General features: G+C 43.6%; 18 protein-coding genes. 11 read left to right on the plus strand and 7 right to left on the minus strand.

Translation table 11 applies throughout. The features are described from left to right. Positions 1–71: 71 nt before the first annotated feature. The 4 genes from BWI96_RS19685 (at position 72) to BWI96_RS19700 (ending at position 5,401) form a co-directional block, all read left to right on the plus strand. Positions 72–542, plus strand: coding sequence for a hypothetical protein (locus BWI96_RS19685; RefSeq protein ID WP_106638232.1), 471 nt, complete (start codon positions 72–74; stop codon positions 540–542). A 31-nt stretch (positions 543–573) separates the two neighbouring features. Further along, entirely contained in the window at positions 574–2,472 is a 1,899-nt protein-coding gene (locus BWI96_RS19690) for a CocE/NonD family hydrolase (RefSeq protein WP_232793819.1), read from the plus strand. Between the two features lie 307 nt (positions 2,473–2,779). Next, on the plus strand, positions 2,780–4,930 hold the full coding sequence (locus BWI96_RS19695) for a glycosyltransferase family 39 protein (RefSeq protein WP_106638233.1): 2,151 nt from the start codon (positions 2,780–2,782) through the stop codon (positions 4,928–4,930). An 84-nt stretch (positions 4,931–5,014) separates the two neighbouring features. Beyond that, on the plus strand, positions 5,015–5,401 hold the full coding sequence (locus BWI96_RS19700) for a hypothetical protein (protein ID WP_106638234.1): 387 nt from the start codon (positions 5,015–5,017) through the stop codon (positions 5,399–5,401). An 81-nt stretch (positions 5,402–5,482) separates the two neighbouring features. Here BWI96_RS19700 and lepB read toward each other — a convergent pair whose 3' ends face one another. Continuing rightward, positions 5,483–6,631, minus strand: a complete 1,149-nt coding sequence (gene lepB, locus BWI96_RS19705; protein WP_106638235.1) for a signal peptidase I — start codon at positions 6,629–6,631, stop codon at positions 5,483–5,485. A gap of 154 nt (positions 6,632–6,785) precedes the next feature. On the opposite strand from lepB, the gene BWI96_RS19710 reads away from it, so the two are divergent. From BWI96_RS19710 to BWI96_RS19720, 3 genes are all read left to right on the plus strand, one after another. Further along, positions 6,786–7,217 carry a hypothetical protein gene (locus BWI96_RS19710; protein WP_106638236.1) on the plus strand — a complete coding sequence of 144 codons (432 nt, stop codon included), beginning with the start codon at positions 6,786–6,788 and terminating at the stop codon, positions 7,215–7,217. Between the two features lie 167 nt (positions 7,218–7,384). Next, positions 7,385–8,674 (plus strand): acetyl-CoA hydrolase/transferase family protein, encoded by a 1,290-nt coding sequence (locus tag BWI96_RS19715; protein ID WP_106638237.1) that lies wholly within the window; start codon positions 7,385–7,387, stop codon positions 8,672–8,674. Between the two features lie 640 nt (positions 8,675–9,314). Continuing rightward, positions 9,315–10,133, plus strand: coding sequence for a hypothetical protein (locus BWI96_RS19720; RefSeq protein WP_157830457.1), 819 nt, complete (start codon positions 9,315–9,317; stop codon positions 10,131–10,133). Positions 10,134–10,267: 134 nt separating this feature from the next. On the opposite strand, the gene BWI96_RS19725 is transcribed toward BWI96_RS19720, so the two are convergent. Then, positions 10,268–10,999: a tryptophan-rich sensory protein gene (locus tag BWI96_RS19725; protein WP_106638239.1), complete on the minus strand. Its 732-nt coding sequence runs from the start codon at positions 10,997–10,999 to the stop codon at positions 10,268–10,270. A 203-nt stretch (positions 11,000–11,202) separates the two neighbouring features. Beyond that, the gene (locus BWI96_RS19730; RefSeq protein ID WP_106638240.1) at positions 11,203–12,345 is read right to left on the minus strand and encodes a DEAD/DEAH box helicase; all 1,143 of its coding nucleotides are present in this window, start codon (positions 12,343–12,345) and stop codon (positions 11,203–11,205) included. Between the two features lie 132 nt (positions 12,346–12,477). On the opposite strand from BWI96_RS19730, the gene BWI96_RS19735 reads away from it, so the two are divergent. Beyond that, positions 12,478–12,924, plus strand: a complete 447-nt coding sequence (locus BWI96_RS19735; RefSeq protein ID WP_106638241.1) for a hypothetical protein — start codon at positions 12,478–12,480, stop codon at positions 12,922–12,924. 169 nt (positions 12,925–13,093) lie between these two features. Beyond that, complete coding sequence (locus tag BWI96_RS19740) at positions 13,094–14,311, plus strand: saccharopine dehydrogenase family protein (protein WP_106638242.1); 1,218 nt, start codon at positions 13,094–13,096, stop codon at positions 14,309–14,311. An 85-nt stretch (positions 14,312–14,396) separates the two neighbouring features. On the opposite strand, the gene BWI96_RS19745 is transcribed toward BWI96_RS19740, so the two are convergent. The 4 genes from BWI96_RS19745 to BWI96_RS19760 form a co-directional block, all read right to left on the minus strand. After that, positions 14,397–14,609, minus strand: a complete 213-nt coding sequence (locus BWI96_RS19745; protein WP_106638243.1) for a heavy-metal-associated domain-containing protein — start codon at positions 14,607–14,609, stop codon at positions 14,397–14,399. A 123-nt stretch (positions 14,610–14,732) separates the two neighbouring features. Further along, positions 14,733–16,940, minus strand: a complete 2,208-nt coding sequence (locus BWI96_RS19750; RefSeq protein ID WP_232793820.1) for a cation-translocating P-type ATPase — start codon at positions 16,938–16,940, stop codon at positions 14,733–14,735. Positions 16,941–17,930: 990 nt separating this feature from the next. Beyond that, the gene (locus tag BWI96_RS19755) at positions 17,931–18,248 is read right to left on the minus strand and encodes a hypothetical protein (RefSeq protein ID WP_157830458.1); all 318 of its coding nucleotides are present in this window, start codon (positions 18,246–18,248) and stop codon (positions 17,931–17,933) included. Between the two features lie 125 nt (positions 18,249–18,373). Continuing rightward, a complete protein-coding gene (locus BWI96_RS19760; RefSeq protein ID WP_106638245.1) occupies positions 18,374–18,820 on the minus strand; it encodes a hypothetical protein in 447 nt (148 codons plus the stop codon). A 200-nt stretch (positions 18,821–19,020) separates the two neighbouring features. Here BWI96_RS19760 and BWI96_RS19765 point away from each other — a divergent pair, with 200 nt between their 5' ends. Together BWI96_RS19765 and yidC are read left to right on the plus strand one after the other, a co-directional pair. Beyond that, on the plus strand, positions 19,021–20,679 hold the full coding sequence (locus tag BWI96_RS19765; RefSeq protein WP_106638246.1) for a CTP synthase: 1,659 nt from the start codon (positions 19,021–19,023) through the stop codon (positions 20,677–20,679). A gap of 270 nt (positions 20,680–20,949) precedes the next feature. Then, on the plus strand, positions 20,950–22,749 hold the full coding sequence (gene yidC / locus BWI96_RS19770; RefSeq protein WP_106638247.1) for a membrane protein insertase YidC: 1,800 nt from the start codon (positions 20,950–20,952) through the stop codon (positions 22,747–22,749). Positions 22,750–22,789 lie beyond the last annotated feature (40 nt).

Below are 22,789 nucleotides of genomic sequence, written 5' to 3' on the forward strand. Positions count from 1 at the left end.
GGGAAATCGCATTCGTGTGAAAAAATCAACTCTTCGTCCGATATTGCAATGGAAGAAGTAAACCCTCTCCCATGAAGAAATTACTGATTTTAGTGCTTTTACTGGCGGGTCTTCATCCCGCCAAATCCCAAACGCTCCAGGACTTCCGCCGGGACAGCCTTCGTCGGGCTTATGACCGTGAAACCATTTTTGTTTTTGCCAATGGCACCCGCTTTGCCAAAGGAGGTCAAGCCTATTCGTCCGGTTTAGGTCAACGCAACTTGCAAAAGGAGTTTGAGTTCTCCCCTTACGGTATGGCTGAATACCGGGGGTACCGTAAGCTTAAAAATATCTCGTCGATCCTAACCGTTGCGTCCCTCGGCACTACCATTGTGGGTCTGACCCAGGTGAGTGGTAATCGAGGCCGCTCTTACTGGGCCTGGTGGGGAGCCGGTATTGCCATTGGACTCGGAAACGGCGTTGTTAGCGGCATGGCGAATAACCGCCTGCAACAAGCCGTCTGGATTCGTAATCGCGATGCTCTCACGTCCCCTGCGAACTAAAGCCTTTCTTGCATTCACATAACCATTTGATATGAAACACGTTTTCAAAACCATGGTCACGGTAGCAACCAGCATCCTACTGGCTACTACTGCGACGGATTCTTTCGCCCAAATTCCCGGGAATTTGCGGGAAGATTCTCTGTACATCCGCAAGAACTATAGTAAGCTCGAGCGTCTGATTCCGATGCGGGACGGGGTGAAACTATTTACTTCGATTTATGTACCTAAAGACGAGTCAAAGAAATATCCCATTATGCTGGATCGTACGCCGTACAGCGTTGCTCCTTACGGGGAAGATAAATATAAAATGAGTCTGGGCCCTTCGATGCTCTTTGCCAAGGAAGGCTATATTATTGTCTACCAGGATGTCAGGGGTAAATACATGTCTGAGGGCGAATTTGTGGCGGTAAAGCCCTTCATCCCTAACAAGACGAAAAAAACCGATGTTGACGAAAGCTCAGATACCTATGATACCATCGAATGGTTACTGAAAAATCTCCCCACTAATAATGGCAAAGTAGGTACCTGGGGCATCTCGGCTCCAGGTTTTTACACGACCATGACGGCTATTGAAGCCCACCCGGCTCTGAAAGCGGCCTCGCCCCAGGCTCCGGTAACGGACTGGTTCATGGGTGATGACCGCCACCATAATGGAGCTTTCTTTTTGATGGGAACTTTCTCGTTTCTGTCTTCCTACGGTGCTCCCCGCCCCGAGCCTACCACGCAGACGGCTCCCCAATTCAGCAACTTCGGAACGCCTGATTCCTACGAGTTTTACAAGAATATTGGACCGATCAAGAATATTAACGAGAAGATTTTAAAGGGCGAAAACGTCATCTGGAATCAGATGATGGAGAACGAGAGTTATAACGAATTCTGGAAGTCCCGCACGCCCGTGCCGCACCTGAAAAACATTACTCCAGCAATTTTAACCGTGGGTGGCTGGTTTGATCAGGAAGATTTATACGGTCCACTGAAGACCTTTGCCGGAATCGAAAAAAACAGCCCGAAAACTTCCAATTTTCTGGTGATGGGTCCCTGGATTCACGGCGGCTGGTCACGGGTGAAGGGCGATGTACTGGGTAACATCCGCTTCGATTCAGATACCGGGCCTTTTTACCGGGAAAACATCGAGCTGGCCTTTTTCAATCATCACCTGAAAGGCGAAAAAGACCCACAATTACCGAAAGCCTATATTTTTGAAACGGGTTCGAACGTCTGGAAAAAGTATGACGCCTGGCCGCCGAAGCAGTCACAGGAAAAAAACTTGTACTTCCACGCAAAAGGTAAGTTATCCTTCGAGGCTCCGAAAGCGACTCCCACCAGCTTTATGGAATACCTGAGCGACCCCAACAAGCCCGTGCCTTTTACCAGCGAAATTCGTAACGTCCGTGGAGCTGACTTTATGTACGAAGATCAGCGTTTTGCAGCTACCCGCCCCGACGTGCTGGTGTACGAATCAGACGTGCTCACGGAAGACGTAATCATTTCGGGTAACGTTATGGCCGATTTATTTGTCTCTACCACCGGAACTGACGCAGATTTTGTGGTAAAACTCATTGATGTGTACCCCGGCGACGCTCCTAACAACAGCCCGATTCCGGGGACAAAAATGGGTGGTTTCCAGTTAATGGTACGCGGTGAAGTAATGCGTTCCAAATTCCGTAAAAGCTTCTCCAAACCCGAGGCTATGGTGCCTAACAAGGTAGAAGAAGTAAAATTCGACATGCAGGACGCGGCTCATTGCTTCAAGAAGGGCCATAAAATCATGGTGCAGGTCCAAAGCTCCTGGTTCCCGCTGGTAGACCGCAACCCTCAGAAATTTGTAAACATCTATAAAGCCAGCGAATCCGATTTCCAGAAGGCTACGCACAAGGTGTATTCTACGCCCAGCCAGCCTTCGCATGTGAAGGTGCGGGTGGTGAAGTAGGTTGTTAAGTTAGGTTATATAGAAAAAGGGCGAAGAGTTTCTTCGCCCTTTTTCATATATGAAAAATTTCAATAATCTGTTCATTCTGAAATAAGTAGTACTGACTTTTGCCTATTAGTTTTTTTAATTATCAATTACATTTTATGTAAATTATTTTAATCTCTATTACCCATCATCATTGGTGATACTTCGCTAAATATCAACAATGGTGAGTAATAGGTGAAATCGCATTGATAACCTTTTTGAGAAATGGATATAGTAGATAACTAATTCTGTATAAACTAGTGTTCTCCTAAACATCCTACCCATGAGTTATTTACTACTGATATTAACTTTTTTAGTTATCTTTATTCTCAATTATGATAGCAATAAAGAATTAGGATTTTATAGTAATATTCGGATTTCTTTAATTTTTACCTTACTATCATTATCTACTCTAGTATTTATTTACAATGAAACAGCCTCCTACTTCAATTTTATTTCATCTAATACTGCTTCTATCTATTGGGGATTTGTACTAATTATAAGTAGTACAGCATTTATTCTTAAACTAAAACATAATAATTTTATAGTAAGTCTATACAAAGATTTATTTATTATTAAAACATATCCTTATAAAATTAGCACCACTTTGATTTGCTTATGCATACTTTTACCCTTGCTTTTTTTATCAGTTTATGTATCTCCCAATAATTTTGACAGCCATGCCTACCATCTGAACAGGATTATTTACTGGATTACCAATGGCAATCTAAACCATTATCCTACTCAGCATCTCCAGCAGTTGTATCTCAATGTATTTGCAGAATATCTTGTTCTTGATAGTATTCTACTCGCTCATACTGATCATGTTGCAGGATTAGTACAATATACAGCATTTATAGGCTCTTTATGTACAATAGGTCTATTAGCAAAGCTTTTGGGAATAACTATCAGAGGGCAATACTTGGCTACAATTTTATTGTTAACAATACCTATATTTATTTTCGAAAGCACTAGTACTCAGGTTGATCTAGTAGCCTGCTTTTTCTTTCTAGTATTCGTTTATGCTGGTTTTAGCTTAGTTAAAAATCATAACAGTAAAATAATATTTATATTTATCACTTCCTTAGCTTTTGGAGGATTTACAAAATATACTGTATTTATTTTTACACTTCCTTTCGCTTTCTATTTTGGCATTAAAATTCTTAAAAAGTATAAATTTTCATATGCTATACGTATTTTACTCCTATTCATTATTGTTCAATCTATAGTATTTTATCCTTTTATACAACGAAACTATGAAGTTTTCGGAAGAGCAATAGGTCCCATACCGGGGGATGATCTTTTTGTGGAGAATATTCCTGTTGGCAAACATTCTTTAAAATATACTATTTCAGGTATAGTAAAGAACATAAGCTTGCATATCGGTGTGCCAAATAATGAAATTAACACTTTGAATGAGAAAGTTATTGTACATTTTCATCATTGGCTTGGAGTTAACGTAGACGAAATATCTCAAAGACTAGATCCCTTCTTAATACGCTTTACCATTCATGAAGATATGATTCCTAATAACATTCACTTGTTATTGATCATTGTCGGCAGTATTATCTTTCTCTTCGTAAAAAAGCCCAATTCATTAGTCTCACTTTTGATTTGTACCTTTGCTGGTTTTATTCTTTTTTGTACTTTGTTAAAATACCAAGCTTGGAGTACTCGAACACATATGCCTTTTTTTTCATTGGGTGTTATAATTGTTTCTTATGTATACACTCAATACAAAAACCTTAGATTATCTTATTTAACAATACCCCTACTATTAATTTCTCTTTTCCTCGTATTTGCTAATCCGAGTAAGCCAATCATCCCTTTCGGATATTACATTAAAAAGTACACAAGTTATGTCCCGGCATACGTATGTATACCAGACAAGCCCGATAATATTACATTAAAAAAAGATCTTTGTCATTATTACAATTTTAACTCTTCTACTGACTGCTATCCTTTAAAAAAGGGGCAATCTTTTTCGAACCGAAAACAAATATTTGATATATTAGATCGTTCAGGGTACTATAATGAATTGAAAAACGCAACTATTTTTAATAAAAGTGAACAAGAATTGGCTTTTATTAATCATATTCATCATTATAATAGCATTAAAACCTTATTGCCTCACATTACTGCTGGTTCTAATATTGGAATCATATTTAGGGGGCAGGAAGGTTTCTATCATTATTGGAACATAATTAGAGATAACAAAAAAATCCCTAGTAATATTCAATACGTTAGGTATAGAAAAGAGTTTAATAAATTAAAAAATGCTAATACCCCTTTTACGTATCAATACATATTAGGTGATGATCCATTGTTAATCCGTGAATTGTTTTTAACTAATCAAATAGATACAATTTATCGTTCTTCAGAACATTGCCTAGCTAAACTGAAAGCTTTTTCTAATAAAAAATTCCTTTACTAATTTATTTCTTTGTACAAGTATGGAGTTTATTCCTACAACATATGCATGATTTGCTATACAGGAAGTTAAAATAAACCTTACTTTATGAAAATCACTATCACTTTTTTTACAATTTTAAGCTTTTCCTTTTGCACAGCGGCCCAAGAGCTTCGTACAGAGAAAGCTTTAGAACTTTATAATACACTTGCAGCTCGTCAATTTGATTTGATTGCCCAAGGAGACACTTCAGAAATTGGAGATGCGAAGTGGGGCACTCATAAGCTTAAAGATATGTACCCCACTGCTAAATATGGCTATTATACAGCCATTAGTAAGGGAATTATTCATGAATTAAGAAAAGACTTAGCCAAACATCCCAAAGATCTTTCAGAAATCCTTACATTTTTAGAAGAAGCGTATAGAAAGAAATTTCCCAAATTACCTGATTCATTTTATACGGATGTTAAGAAACAAGTCAAGCAACTTAAGTAAGCTACTTTATGGTTAGAGTTAGCGGAGCATCACCAACCATAAGGCCGAAAATACTAAAGAATGAGACATTAGCCTCATTCTTTAGTTAATAACCGAAAACAACCGATTCCAGCGAATTTTATTCCAGACCTGTGCCGCTACCGGGTCGATGGACATCCAGACGAACACGGCTTTTCCTACGATGTGATCGGCGGGAACGAAGCCCCAGTATCGCGAATCGTCGGAGTTATGCCGGCTATCTCCCATCATGAAATAATAATCCTGTTTGAAGGTATACGATTGAATCTTTTTGCCGTTAATCTCAACTTGATCAGGGTTTACTTTCACGTTTTCTAAATGTTCGTAACGTTCAATGACCGGTCCGTAAAGGGCAATGGTTTTTGCATTTATGGGAATGGTCATTCCCTGTTTGGGAACGACTAAAGGACCAAAGTTATCCCGGTTCCAGTGATAAACGGAGTTGCCGTAGATGCCCGATTCTTTTTCCCCCGCCAAAGCCGTTAAGGGTTCCACTCCTTTTATCCAATCCAGTTGGCGTAACTGCTGGGCTGTAGCTTCTGTAGTCAGAATCTGATACCCTACAAGTTCATTTTTTTGTGTTTTTTGATTATATATCTCTATAGGGTTCCAGTTAATAAACGGCCCCTCGGCTGACTGGTAATCATTCACCAGATTATACTTTCTAAAGAAACGCTCGTCTAGCACTTCACTGGTTTTGAGCAGGTAACTTGTCTGAGCCTTCTCAGGCATGGCTTGCTTCTTTCCATTGACATACACTTGCTGTTGACGCACTTCAATCACATCTCCACCCATACCGATGCATCGCTTAATTAAATGTTTTCGCAAATCGGCCGGATGGTCCTTCTCGCCGTTCACTTTGGGAGGAAAATTAAATACGACGACATCATTATTTTTCACCTCCGTGAATCCGGGCAGCCGATATGTAGGTAACTGAATGACATCCGTATAAGAAGGCAAATCAGTACCCCAGATTTTCTGGTGCGTCAATGGTAATTGCAGGGGCGTTTGTGGCGTGCGGGCTCCGTAATGAAGCTTACTCACCAACAGAAAATCGCCTACCATCAGATTTGCTTCCATCGAAGGCGTAGGAATGGCAAAGGCTTCCATAGTGAAAAAACGAATCAGTGTAGCAGCTATGACCGCAAACACCAGTGAATTTAACCACTCTCTCCTCGCCGAAGCTGGTTTCTTTGACTTGAATTTGAACATAGGACTGATAGTTATGAAGACTTGATCTCAAAGTAGAAAGCTTTTGAATCTGACTCTAAATCTTTTACACCAACGGTCCATGATCTGAGTAGAAAGACACTCAAATCCAATGCTTTTTTGTTACTTCACGACTTCTAAAACCTATGATACTCCAATGAAACTCGCCTTTTTTGCTTTCGCTCTCCTTTTCATTACCGCGTGTCAACCCAAAAATGAATTAAAAGGAAGCTGGGAACTGGTGGCTGCCCAGAAAATTGAAGCGGGAAAGACTACTTCGGATGACCTTTCCGGTCGGAAAATGATCAAGATCCTCAATGACACTCACTTCTCCTTTCTGAATCATGATTTGAAGGCCGGGAAAGATTCGTCTACTGCCTTTTTTGCCGGAGGCGGTGGTACCTACACTTGGCAAGGGGACCAATACACCGAACACGTAGAGTATTGCAGCTATCGGCCTTATGAAGGCAAAAGCTTTCAGTTTACGGTTGAATTTCGTCAGGATACCCTTATTCAAACGGGCAAGGAGGAAATCAAAGAACTGGGTATTAATCATACCATCGTTGAAAAGTACATTCGGGTCAAGTAAATTACCTCTCGTCAGGGGTTACCTTCCTGATCACTGGCCATCTGACTTCATGGAAAGTTTAATTATTTAGAATATTTCTAAATAATTTTCTTCAAAAGCTGATATTCTTCATTTTTTGTACGAATTTGACGCGTCAAATTTGACCTTTCTTTCGACAAAAGATTACCATGAATCATTACAGCTATGTATCGCCCGCCGAGGCGGTTCGCCATATTGAAAGTCACGAACGCGTATTTATACAGGCCGCCGCCGCTACGCCCATGCCGTTGATTGAGGCCCTGGCCCAGCGAGCATCCGAACTGGAGGACGTACACACCATTCACATGCACCTGGAGGGAAAAACTTTTCCTCTGGTTGAGCCCGAAGCTCGCCACGCTTTTTTCCCCAATGCCATTTTTATTGGTTCAAGTCTGAGGAAAGCCGTTGCGGAAGGATACGCCCAATACCTGCCCATTTTTTTAAGTGAGGTACCCAATTTATTCCGAAATCGAATCTGGCCGCTGGATACCGCTATCGTTCAGGTTTCACCGCCGGATCAGCACGGGTATTGTTCGCTTGGGACTTCAGTGGATGTGAGTAGAGCTGCCGTTGAATCCGCGAAGAAAGTAATCGCTCTGGTTAACCCGCAGGTTCCCCGCTCACACGGAGACGGAATTGTTCACGTTCAGCAATTTACGGCGATGAGTTATGTGGATCGTCCGCTGTATGAGCATGAATTGAGTCGACCCACGGACGTCGAATCGGCCATTGGTCGGAATGTAGCGGGATTGGTAGAAGACGGAGCCTGCATTCAGATGGGAATTGGCGGTATTCCTAATGCCGTATTACTCTATCTGGAAAATCACCGCGATCTGGGTGTTCATACCGAAATGTTCTCCGATGGGTTATTACCTCTGGTTCATAAAGGAATCATTACGGGTAAACATAAGAAAATACACCCCGGAAAAATTGTGTCAAGCTTTGCCGTAGGTAGTCGTAAGCTTTACGATTTTATTGATGATAATCCGGGGGTGTCTATGCTGGATATTGGTTATGTTAACGACACGGCCATTATTCGTCAGAATCCTAAAGTAACGGCCATTAACAGTGCTATTGAAGTAGATCTTACCGGACAAATTTGTGCTGATTCCATCGGCACACGGATGTATTCGGGCGTAGGCGGTCAGATGGATTTCATTCGGGGAGCCACCTTGTCTCAGAATGGGAAAGCCATTATTGCCATTCCTTCGGTTACTAATCGGGGTGAATCTAAAATTGTACCTCTTCTCAAACAGGGAGCAGGCGTGGTAACGACACGTGCCCACACGCGTTACATCGTGACCGAATACGGCGTTGCTGATTTATACGGTAAAAACCTGGCTCAGCGAGCTAAAGCTCTGATTCACATTGCTCACCCTGACCATCAGGAAGCTCTGGAAGAAGCCGCTTTTGATCGATTGCAGCAAATGCGTTATTAACTTCTATCCAATCCCGTTCATAAGTCCGGCAATTGCTTGCCGGACTTTTATATTTCATTTAATTCACTATTGATTACTTCTGTTTTTACCCTCCAACTGGCCCAAGTATTAAAAAGAGTCAGAAACATCAATACATATCTATTTTGGGTAGGAACGAGATGACATCTCGCACAGACCGCTGGAAACTTTAGTTCTGACTGCCTCGCTGTATGCATTACTTAAGAAGACAAAGAACCCATATATAAGCTGACTCTTTATCTTATGGTTCTTTTCGTAGATGCTTATTTCCTCTAGTGATAAATATCCAAAATCGGTACATTTGTAAGGCATTTAATCGCACCTTCCTAACATGTCCCGTCTCTATCAAGTAATTAGTTTATTAGTGATTTCGGTAAGCTCTTTTGCTCAGTCAAACCGTATCATTTGGACACCCTCTACTGAACTGTCCTTTCGAAATTTTTCAGAAGTTACTACTCGGAATTATCTGGACATACAGTTAAATTTTAATTATCAAATTAACCCCATAACCTTTCAGCGTTTCAGACCCATTGTTACTTCTGAAGTAGTTTTTGATCCGAGGCATTCGACTCTGGAATCTGAAGATCCGAGAAATCTAAAATACGCTCAGATTATTTTTGATATGCAGGGCTATGCTTCAAGGGTTTTGAAATATAAGGTTATGCAGCTTGGAGATATTAAGGATTCTCCTCAGCAAGCCCAACGAATTCTGGATGATTTATACGCTCAGGTTAGACAGAACACCAATCAAATGCAAAATGCATTTGAACAGGAATTAACCGCCGATCCGTCCGCCGCTACACTTCAACGTTGGGCTAATAAAGTTGCAGAGTTAATCAAACAAACACCTGAAGTTGAGGTAGTTGAAACCTTTACTCAATGGAGTATTGGCCTGTATACGGGCATTGGCAGAAACTTTTTCCTAGGAAAGACAAAATCGTATTTTACGGATGCTACCAGCTTCAATTTGGGTTTCTCCTTCGATCATGCTAAATCCAGAATCAGCTTTGATATGAATTTAGGAGGCAATAAAACCAGAGATTACTTTTACAAAAAAGGAGACTGGTTACCTGGTACTAAAACGAACCTAGCCGCCATAGAATTAACTTACGGGCGAAAAATTCAACGCAATCATTGGGTATATATTCCTTTTGTTGGAGCTGCTGTTAATGAGTTTACTCCCCGCAAAAATAAAGATGATGATCGGATTTTAATCGGATATGGTCCAACTGCCGGAATCGAAATTTGTCGTATTTTTAAAATAAAGAGTGATTATCAGGAACGAGCTTTCTTTTTCTATAAAGCCCGATTATCTGTCAATCCAACCAATTTTATATCAGGGTTATCTGGTACCCATATTAACTTGCGGATTGCCGTCGGCTTTGATGCTTCAAAAACAAGAAGAGGAATGGCAATTGTTAAGAAAAACGATACGATCTAATGTTCTTAGCAGTATCTTTTCTTTCTTCTACAATTAATTGATTCTGTAAATCGAGGTAAGAATTCTATAACTTCCCGAAAGTTTAAATCGGGGCACGTTGCTTTTCGGGAAGTTATATTTACCATAAAATCCCCCTATTCTTCAATACGTTCCAAAGGCTTGGATTCCTGTAACTGCTTGGCAAAAACTCCAGCAACCGTTACAGCCAGCGTAGCAGCACAAAGGGCTACTTCCTTCCGCTCATTCTTCTGTTTCGCGGCGATTCCAGCAAGGGCGGCGATGAACGGAATTAAATAATAAGGATCATTCAGTTTGCGGGCGACACCTATGCCCAACGTAGCCGTCAGCGATAAAGCCCCGCAGGTTAATTGCCCTTTTAAGGATTCAGGTATTTTAATGCCCGATTGTAACAACAAATTTCCTCCACTAATCACCGAAGCTGCCGTTAACCAACCAGCATATAGACTGATCGATTTTTGAAAAGTGCGTTCCGGCTGCGGAACGTTGGTTTTACCAATTTCCAGGGCTTCATGCAGCATCAACGCATTGGGTAATAAGGCAATCGTAGTTAAAGCCGCAGCACGACGACTTAGCAAATCATCTTTAGCAAAGAAGTACGTAAAGACATTATTTAAAGCGTAACTACTTACTAACCAAGGCACCGCTTTCTGGTAACGGGGATTATCGAGCTGATCAGGTAAGGCCTGGTGAACGGCGAGAGCCGTAGTTCCGGTATAAATCGTGGGCCACATAATCCCGAAGGTTTCATTGGCCGGAGTTAACAGATTTTCGTCTACCTCTTTCCGCTGCTTGCTAAAAGAGCTTTTACGTTGGGTTCGGGAACGGGTAAAAAATAAGTACGACAATGCTACCTACAACAGCAATGGCGGTACCTACTCGTTGAATGGAAATGGTATTCATAAAAAATAAAGGTTTTGTTCTGTATTAACTCTTTCCGTTATTTTTTAAAAACCAGTGCCAAATAATTCGTTTCCTTGTGACGTATCGCGACACTGCCGCTGATGAAAATACGAATAAACAACGACTCAGAACTATCAACTGAGCCTCATTAATACCCGTGTAAATCGATGTGGTTGCTCTCCAGAATTTCTACCCGCTTTTTCATCTTTTTCTGAATAATCTTGAAATGATGTTCATCTTCAGGTGTAATCAGCGAAATGGCTTCGCCGGAAGCATCAGCCCGACCCGTCCGGCCAATCCGGTGGACATAATCTTTCGGGGAACGAGGTAACTCGAAATTAATGACGTAGGGTAAAAACTGAATATCAATTCCACGAGAAATCAGATCGGTGGCGACTAATACCTGAATTTCACCGGATTTAAAGCGGTTCAATGCCATCATCCTCGCTCCCTGACTTTTCTGACCATGCATGGCATACGCCTGAATGCCGTTCTTGTTCAGCTTGACAACCAGATTATCAGCCGTTCGGGTGGATGAAACGAAGACCAGCACTTGCTTCATGTTTTCAGACTTAATCAGGTAGCGTAAAAACGGGCCCTTCCGCTCGGCTGTTACCGCAAAAGCGATCTGGTGAATCTGATCGAGGTCAAGTTCGGGTTCTTCTATTTCAATCTTAACGGGTTGGGTTAATATCTTTTTTTGAACCACGTCTACTGAATCCGCTAGTGTCGCCGAAAACAGGAGGTTCTGACGCTTTCGGGGTAATAAGGCGAAGATTTTATTCATCTCTTCTTCAAAACCCAGATTCAGCATTTTATCGGCCTCATCCAAGATCAACGTATTAACCTGAGCCAGCGAAAGAGCATGATTATCCAGCAGGTCAAGCAAACGTCCGGGCGTGGCCACTAATACGTCCGTTCCGGGCAGATGCTGCATTTGAGGATTGATGGAAACTCCACCGTATACCGCTAGCGTTCGCACTTTTCGGGGTAATTTTTTACTAAATCCCTGAAAGACTTCGGCAATCTGAACGGCTAATTCCCGCGTGGGCACCAGAATCAGAACTTTGATAAAGCGATTGTGGGCGGGCGAGGTTTTCTGAAGTAACTCCAGAACAGGCAAGGCAAAACTGGCGGTTTTCCCCGAACCGGTTTTAGCAATTCCCAACACATCTTTTCCATTCAGAATAACCGGAATGGCCTCTTGTTGAATAGGATAAGGTGTGGTGTATGACTGCTCGGCAATGGCTTGAAGTAAAGCCTCGGATAGACCCAGAGAGTGGAATGACATAAGAATTGATAACAATACCCTGCAAAGATACTAAGGCAAAAGTTTATTTTATTTTTACTTGAGTATTAGCACCCATTACGGTCAAAATTGGAATACTTCTTTACCCAGTTGAGGAAACCAATTTACCAATCCATGAACTTTCCTGCCCTTTTTATCGCCAGTCTGGCGGGTACTTCTGCCATGACTTTATTCATGTATATCCTAAGTTTTATAACGGGTTATAGAACAAAAGTTATCAATGTATTAGGCACCTTACTTACCTTCCAAACCGGACCCAACGGTGAATTATCGACAAGTCCCCTGGCGGTGATTGTTGGCACGCTGGTTCATTACGCTATAGGCTTTGCTTTTGCATTAGTCTATGGCTGGATTTGGTGGAAAGAACTTCTACAGCCCGACTGGTGGTCTGTTCTTATTCTGGGTACGGCCAGCGGAATTCTGGCTGTTGGCTTCTGGGGCACTGTGCTTAAAATTCATCCCCGACCACCCCGGGTAAAGCTTTCGGCCTATCTCATGGCCATCTTTTTCGCCCATTATGTCTTTGTGTGGGGAGTTGTTTTTGGTTTTAAATTTTTGTAAACAACGAGGAATAGTCACCCCTTTTTCACTGGAACTACTATTTTTGCGGCCGAAGAACTCAAAAGAAGCTAAAATCCAGCCTTAGGACTCAGGTCTGAAAAGGGGTAACTTCTGTTGTTGGTTAAGTTTAGAACCCTCAAAACACTCGTTCGTTCATACACAACTGAAAATGGGCAAGAAAGTCTTAATTATTGGTGCAGGTGGCGTTGGTAACGTAGTTGCCAAAAAAGTAGCCATGAACCCGGATTCCTTCAGTGAAATTCTGCTGGCTTCTCGTACAAAGTCTAAATGCGATAAAATTGCAGCGGAAGCAGCCGAACACGGTCTGCCTACGCCTATCCAAACCGCAGCCGTTGATGCGGATAATGTTCCTGCACTGGTTGCATTAATCAATGAATTCAAGCCTTACATGGTCATCAACGTGGCTCTTCCTTACCAGGATTTGACCATCATGGATGCCTGTCTGGAAACGGGAACGCATTACCTCGATACGGCCAACTACGAGCCTAAAGATGTAGCCAAGTTTGAATACTCCTGGCAATGGGCTTATCAGGAACGCTTCAAAGAAGCGGGTTTGATGGCTCTCTTGGGTTGCGGATTTGACCCCGGTGTTACGCAGGTGTTTACTTCCTATGCAAACAAACATCAGTTCTCCGAAATGCAGTACCTGGATATCGTGGACTGTAATGCGGGTGATCACGGAAAAGCGTTTGCCACGAACTTTAACCCAGAAATTAACATCCGGGAAATTACGCAACCGGGTCGTTACTGGGAAAATGGGGAATGGGTAGAAATCCCCGCGATGAGCATTCACAAGCCCATTGCGTATCCTAACGTAGGTGAAAAAGAAAGTTACGTACTTTACCACGAGGAACTCGAATCGCTGGTGAAGAACTTTCCAACCCTGAAACGGGCTCGTTTCTGGATGACTTTTGGTCAGCAGTACATTACTCACCTTCAGGTTCTTGAAAATGTCGGAATGACCAGCATTCAGCCCATCAAATTCCAGGGCCAGGACATCGTTCCACTGGAATTCCTGAAAGCCGTATTACCCGAACCCGGAACGCTGGGCGAAAATTATACGGGCGAAACCTCTATTGGTTGCCAGATTCGTGGTATCGGTAAAGACGGTGAAGAGAAGACCTATTTCGTCTGGAATAACTGTAAACACCAGGATGCCTATAAAGACACGCAAGCTCAGGGTGTAAGTTATACAACGGGTGTTCCCGCAATGATCGGTGCCAAGCTGATGTGCGACGGCGTTTGGATGCAACCCGGCGTTTGGAACTGCGAAGAACTTGATCCAGATCCATTCATGGAGTTACTGAACCAGCACGGTTTACCCTGGCACGAAGCGGTTAACCAACCGCTGTCAGTAGAAGCCTAATAAGCAAAGGAGGCCGATTCTAAGTTAGAATCGGCCTCCTTTTTTACTTAACTTCCCGAAAGTTAAAAACTTTCACGAAGTTGAATTAACCAACTACTTCCGCGTTAAAACCGGCTTTCTCAACGGTTTTAATAATCTCATCCGAATCCAGTTCCTCTCCTTCGACACTGAGAATTTTATCAGGATTGTTAGTATCCACTTTCCAGTGATCAATCGAATCTTCCTGATTCAGAAAAGGAGAAACTTTAGCGACACAGTTACTACAGTTGATATTGGTTTTAAATTGAAGCGTTTCCATGAGTTAGTTTACGGTTGTTTGTTTTCAGTTGTTTTTTCCTAGGTTAATTGATGAAGGCACCAAACGATTACGGTGATGAGTCAAAGCAAAAATTCACTCATTCTATCCTTCACTCATTCAAAATTAAACCCTACGGTATTTCAGTAATAAGCTATTCGTCACCACCGATACTGAGCTTAGAGCCATTGCTGCTCCGGCAATCATGGGGTTTAATAAAAATCCATTCACGGGGAATAACACACCCGCCGCAATGGGAATTCCAATCAGGTTATAAATAAAGGCCCAGAATAAATTCTGACGAATAGCCTTGACAGTTAATCGCGAGAGTCGTAGAGCTTTGGGTAACTGCTGCAAATCACTTGAAATGAGCGTCATTTTTGCGACATCCATCGCCACGTCCGAGCCCTGTCCCATGGCGACACTAACATCTGCCTGAGCCAGTGCCTGCGAGTCATTGATGCCATCGCCTACCATGGCCACTACTTTTCCCTGAGCCTGTAATGCTTTCACCACATCGGCTTTCTCGCCCGGTAACACCTCCGCCCGAAACTGATCCAGGTTTACTTCACGGGCTACGGCTGCCGCTGCTTGAGCATTGTCGCCCGTCAGCATCATGACTTCGATGCCATTTTTATGCAGTTGCGTAATGGCTTCGCGAGACGTTTTTTTCACGGGATCGGTAACAGCCAATAATCCAATGACCTCCCGTTGATTAGCAAAGACAATTACCGTTTTGGCTTCTGACTGCCACTGGGACACGGGCCAGCCTTCCAGCGAAAAGCCCTGTTCCTGCATCCATTTGGGGTTACCCACTTGAAAAAGCTCACCATCGGCAATCCCCTGAATACCTTTTCCGGGAACGTTCTCCAGATTACTGAATGAAGCCGATTTGATCTTTTCAGCTTTAAGATAGGTCCCTACCGCCTGAGCCAGGGGGTGCGTTGATTGACTTTCCAGTCCCATCAATGCGGCTTTATAGCGTTCATCTTTCCAGAGCGTCTGGGTAACCGTTGGTTTTCCTTCAGTAATGGTTCCGGTTTTATCTAAAATCACCGTTGTAACCCGATGAGCTCGCTCCAGACTTTCGGCATCTTTAATCAGAATGCCTAACTCGGCTCCTTTCCCTACTCCCACCATAATCGCCGTCGGCGTAGCCAGCCCGAGGGCACAAGGACAGGCAATTACCAATACCGTAATGGCATTAAGTAAGGCATAGGTTAAAGCGTTTTCGCCCCCCAAAATCAGCCATACGATAAAAGTAATGATCGAAATACCGACCACAACGGGCACAAAGATTCCGGCGATTGTATCCACCATCCGCTGCACAGGGGCTTTGCTTCCCTGAGCTTCCTGTACCATTTGAATAATCTGAGCCAATAAGGTTTCTGAGCCTACTTTCTGAGCAATGAAGTGAAAACTTCCCTGCTGGTTGACGGTTCCCGCGAATACCTTTTTACCCTTTGATTTTTCTACAGGAACGGGTTCCCCGGAAATCATGCTTTCATCGACATACGATTGTCCTGACTTTACCTGACCATCCACTGGAATCTTATCGCCCGGTCTTACTACGAGCCGATCTCCTACGCCTACTTCGGATAAGGCAACTTCTACTTCTTCCCCATTTTCAACCCGAATAACCGTTTGAGGCTGTAAACCCATCAGTTTTTTAATGGCGGATGACGTATTGGATTTTGCCCGCTCTTCCAGCCATTTACCTACCAGAATGAAGGTCACCACAACAGCCGCCGCCTCAAAGTAAACGTGCGGATGCAAGCCCTGGCGATGCCAGAATTCAGGATATACGGTATTAAAAACGCTGAATGCATACGCAATACCCGTACTCATGGCCACGAGTGTATCCATCGACGTTTGCCCATAACGGGCCTGCTTTACTGCATTGACAAAAAACTTGCGGCCAAACCAGAAGAGCACGGGTGTACTTAAGGCCCACATGAGGTAATTGGCAGGCGGCCAGTCCATGAAGAACATGCCGAGTATAAAAACCGGAAAGGTGAAGACCGCCGACCAGATCAGGCTTTTCTGAAGATTTTTCAGACGGTTTTCTTTGTACTCGGCCTGTTTTTCCTGAGCATTTTCAGCATCCAGAATTAAGCCATATCCTATATTCTGGACGGCTTTCTGTAAAGTTTCTAATGAGGTTTCTTGAGGATTCAGCGTAATCCGAGCCGACTCATCCGCAAAATTAACCGCTACTTCAGAAACGCCGGGTTGTCTGGAAAGCACCGTCTCAACACTGCGAGCACAAGCCGCACAGCTCATACCTGTTACGGGTATACGTACTTTATTCACTGCTGCTTCTGTTGTTTCCATGTCCGTTTTCATTACTCTACAAATTTCGCCTTTTCTGGACTGGTTTCCCTTACAACTTTTAGGAAGATCGTTGCAGGATTTTGGGTGGAGGATTCTGGGTTGAATAGGAAAAGCCACTTCCCCGTGGTTGGTGTCTTCACCAGCCACTTCCTTCAGGAATTGAAACCTTGGCCGGAGAATTACAATTCGGGGAACGCCTTCCCTAATCGTCGTCCCCGGATTGTTACCCCGGATTATCATCCGGGGCTATCCAGGTTCAACCCCTCCGGGGTTATACCTCCCATTTCCAAACGTCTCCCCTAACTTTATGGATTTTCCCCCGTGGTTGGTGTCCTCACCAACCACTTACTTCAAAAATTGAAACCTGAGCAGACTGGCTGGTGAGGACACCAGCCAGGGCGGAGGGTCCATCCAGAACGGGTCCATCCAGAACGGATCTATTTACCTTTCATCTCACCCCGGGTTGCACCTGGGGCTATTCATAATTAAACCTCTCCGGGGTTACTATTCTCATTTTTCCCCGTGGTTGGTGTCCTCACCAACCACTTCCTTCAGAAATTGAGACATGGCCGGAGAATTACAATTCGGGCAACGCCTTCCCTAATCGTCGTCCCCGGATTGTTACCCCGGATTATCATCCGGGGCTATTCATAATTAAACCCCTCCGGGGTTATGATTCCCATTTCCAAACGCCTTCTCTACCCTTATAGATTTGCACTTTCCGCCATGGGGAGGGTCCGTCCATGGGGAACCCCGGATTATCATCCGGGGCTATTCAGGTTCAACCCCTCCGGGGTTAGTATTCTCATTTCCAAACATCTCCCCTATCTTTATTGGTTTTCACTTTCCAACTGAAAACTGAAAACTGAAAACTGAAAACTGAAAACTGAAAACTGAAAACTGAAAACTGAAAACTGAAAACTGAAAACTCAAAACTCAAAACTCAAAACTCAAAACTCAAAACCGCAACGGCGGCCGCTCAAAACTCATTTACCGTTTTCTAGGATAATCTTCCATTTCTACGGTTGGTAACACCGGGTTCAATAGCTGTTTGGAAATCGTGACCCGGAAAAATTTTACTCCACTCACTTCGTAATCCTGCCAGAATTTGTCCCTGATCTGTAAGTTTCTGTAGATGGTCGAGTAACTCAGTTGAGCGTCCCATCCATGAATCTGTAAAGTGGTTAATAAGAATTCTACCGTTTTAGTTAAATTAGAGAAATACACCACTGAGGGAGGGCGTCGCCGCTGTTCAGCCAAAGCAGGGTAAGGCTGAATATTTAGTTCATAAATTGGTTGCTGCTGCATTGCTGGGTTAATTTCATGAAAAACTATGGCCTTATTTTTCATAAACACAACAATAGCCCAATAAGTGCCGTTTTAACAACATATCTCGCATAAAAAGAGCCTGGATTTGCAAATCCAGGCTCTTTTTATTTCTGCAAAGTATCTTTTCTAGTATAGCCATAAATGGGCCAATCTGCCGCAGAACCCTGATCTATGATTAAATTCTGCTCACACACCTGAATCTGGCCCGTTAGATAGTCCGTTCCTCTGTATTGATACTTACCGGATGAATCCATTAAAAACAGCGACTGATTTGAGCTTCTAATGCCGTAAACTCCTTTGTAAATGACCTGATTGTTTTTAGACACAGTTACCTGCTTGTTGTCCTGAAAGGCTAACACTACCGATGGGACATCTTCGGAATAGGTCCAGCCCCTACTATATTTTAGTTGCCAAATGCCTACCAACAGTTTTTCTGCAGTACTGACGTCCGTTGCCCCGGCGTTCATACAAGCATCAACCTTGACTTCGGCCTCCTTTTTACAGGACATTACCAGAGATAATCCAACCAGAATTAAAAGTATATTTTTCATAGGATATAAGTTTTCAATCAGACCCCAGATTTTACTTTAAGGTTGGAAACTCTGTTATTTTTAAACATTTTTTGAGCTACACAACCCGCTGATGACCAAAATCTTACCTCCCACTTCAAAAAAAACTGTCTAGCCTATACCTTCAAATCTACTTTTTTGCTATTATCTTTGCATCCCGTACACAAACATCACGTCGTTTCATGTCCACGGTCAAACCGACGAAATATATCTTTGTTACGGGCGGGGTTGCATCTTCTCTCGGCAAAGGCATTGTCGCCTCCTCGTTAGCTAAACTTCTGCAAGCCAGGGGCCTTTCAGTTACCATTCAAAAAATTGATCCCTACATCAACGTAGATCCCGGAACGCTCAATCCTTATGAGCACGGTGAATGCTATGTTACCGATGACGGGGCCGAAACCGACTTAGATTTAGGTCACTACGAGCGTTTCCTGAACGTTCCTACGTCTCAGGACAACAACGTTACCACGGGTCGTATTTACTACAACGTCATCATGGCCGAACGCGAGGGTAAATACCTTGGCAAGACGGTTCAGGTGGTTCCTCACATTACGGACGAGATCAAACGCTGCATTACGGCTTTAGGTAATACGGGCCAGTTTGATATTGTCATTACGGAAATTGGGGGTTGCGTAGGTGATATCGAATCCTTACCGATCATTGAAGCGGCCCGTCAGCTCAAGTACGAATTGGGAGAACACAACACGCTCTTTATTCATCTGACGCTGGTACCCTACCTGAGTTCAGCGGGTGAGTTAAAAACCAAGCCCACGCAGCACTCGGTACGCACGCTTTCAGAATCCGGTATTCAAGCTGACATTCTGGTTTGCCGCACGGAGCATCCGATCCCAACTGACATGCGTCGGAAGATCGCTTTGTTCTGCAACGTACAGCCTAATGACGTAATCGAGTCCATCGATGCCGATACGATCTATGACGTTCCCTTGTTGATGAAAAAAGAGAAACTCGATCAGCGAGCTCTCTACAAACTCAACCTGTATAACGATCAGGAACCCGATCTGGACTCGTGGAAGGACTTCCTGGGTAAATTCAAAAACCCAACGGAAGAAATTACTGTGGCTCTGGTCGGTAAATACGTTGAATTGAAAGATGCGTATAAGTCCATCGCGGAAGCGTTTAACCACGCCGGTGCCGAAAACGAATGCCGCGTGAAAGTAGAATGGATTTCATCCGAAACGCTGGAACAACAGGATACTATCGACTTATTACTGAGTATGGATGGCATTCTGGTCGCTCCGGGCTTCGGAGAACGCGGTCTGGAAGGTAAAATCCGGGCGGTACAACTGGCTCGCGAAAACAAGATTCCTTTCTTTGGTATTTGCTTAGGGATGCAAATGGCCGTTATCGAGTACGCTCGTAACGTGGCTGGTATCGCTAATGCTTCTTCGTCCGAACTGGAGCCTGAAACGCCAAACCCCGTTATTGATCTGATGGCCGAGCAAAAAGGCATTAAGGCAAAAGGCGGTACGATGCGTCTGGGAGCCTGGCCCTGCGATGTGAAAAAGGATTCTTTAGCTCATGCGATCTACGGAAAGACGAAGATTTCCGAGCGTCACCGTCACCGTTATGAATTCAATAACGCGTACCTGAAACAACTGAATGCGGCTGGGCTGGTTACATCCGGTATTAACCCCGAAAGCAAACTGGTTGAGATTATCGAGCTGAAATCAGAAGTACACCCCTTCTTTATCGGGGTTCAGTTCCACCCTGAGTATAAAAGTACGGTGTTAAACCCGGCTCCGCTTTTCGTGAAATTCGTGAAAGCCGCATTGACTTACTCGCTGGCAAAGCGGGAGTCTGTTAGCGTACCTGCTAACTAAGATCATGTTCTTAATGAACTAGTACATAAGTAGTTACCCAGTTGTCTCTAAAGTATTCTTTAGTTTCGACTGGGTAATTTCTACGTTTATAAGCTTGACTTCTGTTCGTGCCGACTTTACCGTTCAAACTAAATTTCCATTCATTTCTGGAAAAATTGAATCCATAGGTCGGGCTTTCGTGATTGTTTACGAACTTTGCGTGCTTATTTTTAAATTGTCTCATTTCATTACCAGCCGGAGACGAATAATCTCCCCACTTAAAACATCCTTATGGATCGTAATACCATCATTGGGTTGCTTTTGATTGTTGGCATGTTACTTGGGTATCAGCTTTTGGTGCCTGAAGAAAAGCCGCAACCCCAGAAACCCCAGCAAGCCGGAGTCCCTCAGAAAAACGTCGCCCCTACCGCCACGCTTGATACCGCCGCCTTAGGAACATTCGCATCAGCCGCCAAAGGCACTGCTTCAGATGTCGTCCTTGAGAACAAAGACGTTCGCGTCAAATTCAGCACGAAGGGTGGTCAGATTAAAGAAGTATTACTGAAAAACTACAAGACCTTCGATCAGAAACCTCTATACCTGTTCGACGAAAAAGGTTCTAAACTCGGTCTTGAGTTACCCAATGGCCCCGGTAAAGTAGACGTGAGCCAATTATTTTTCGCCACGAACAGCCAAAGCCAGGTAGTAGCGGAAGCAGGTTCAGGTTCAGTAGTATTTACCCTCGCTCTGGCGGGTGGTCAAACCATCGAACAACGCTATACCTTAGGTGGTAGCGGATTCTCCATCGCCTATGACGTGGCCGCTAAAAATTTTGGTGGCAACGCTCGTCTGTTCTGGTCACACAAAGTAGATCGGACAGAAAAGGATGTGAATAAACTCCGTAACGAGAGTACCATTAACTACTTCACTGCTGACGAATCTTTCGATCATTTAAGCCCCAATAGTTCAGGAACGGAAGAAAAAACGCTCGAAGAGCCCGCTAAATGGCTTTCCTTCAAGCAAATGTACTTCGTTTCGGGTCTGATAGGTGAAGGTACTAATCTTTCAGGAGTTAAGCTGAAATCAACGGCCTTCCCTGATAACAATCAGGAAAACCTGAAAACGCTGGAAGCAGAAGTGCAAATCCCGGCGGCTGATCTGGCAGCGGGTAAGGGTAAATTCAAGTTATACTTTGGCCCTAACGATTACCAACTGACTTCGCAGGTAGCTCCCGAATTCAACGAAAACGTATACCTGGGTTATGCTTTCCTGAAACCCGTCAACCGTTTTGTGTTCGTTCCCCTATTCAACCTTCTGGGTGGATTTATTTCGAACTACGGTATTCTGATTCTGGTTCTGGTATTAATCATCAAGTTGATCCTGACTCCTTTAACGTACAAGAGTTATATCTCGATGGCGAAAATGCGGGTGCTGCAACCTGAGTTAAACGAACTGAAAGAAAAGATCGGTGACGATGCTCAGAAAATGCAGCAGGAACAAATGAAACTGTATCAGCAGGTAGGTGTCAACCCCCTTTCCGGTTGTATCCCACAGTTACTCACGCTGCCCATTCTGATGTCGGTGTTCTTCCTTTTCCCAAACCTGATTGAGTTACGTCAGCAGCCTTTCCTGTGGTCAAATGACCTTTCGGCGTATGACGATTTGATTCATTTCGGTTTCTCATTGCCCGTTCTTGGTAATCACATCAGCTTATTTACCCTGATGATGACGGGTTCCAGCATTCTGTTTGCGTACTATAACAACCAGACGACTCCCGCTGCGGCTGGTCCGGTGGATTACCGTACGCTGGGTTACATCATGCCACTGGTGTTCTTCTTCATTATGAACTCCTTCCCTGCAGGTCTGGCCTGGTATTATCTGGTATCCAACCTGATTACCGTTGGACAACAGCAGATCATTAAGCGATTTGTGGACGAAGACAAAATCAAAGCTATTCTGAATGAAAACCGTCGTAAAATCGCTACAGGCGAGAAAAAACGTTCGAAATTCTCAGAAATGCTTGATAAGCAACTGAAAGCCGCAGAAGAGGCGAAAAAGCAGGCAGAAGCTCAGGCTAAGAAGAAAAAATAATTTCAGCTTATGAAGCTACGAAAAGCCCCTCACTGCACTG

Origin of the sequence: Siphonobacter sp. SORGH_AS_0500 (genome assembly GCF_002838835.1) — a bacterium.
Classification (GTDB): Bacteria; Bacteroidota; Bacteroidia; order Cytophagales; family Spirosomataceae; genus Siphonobacter.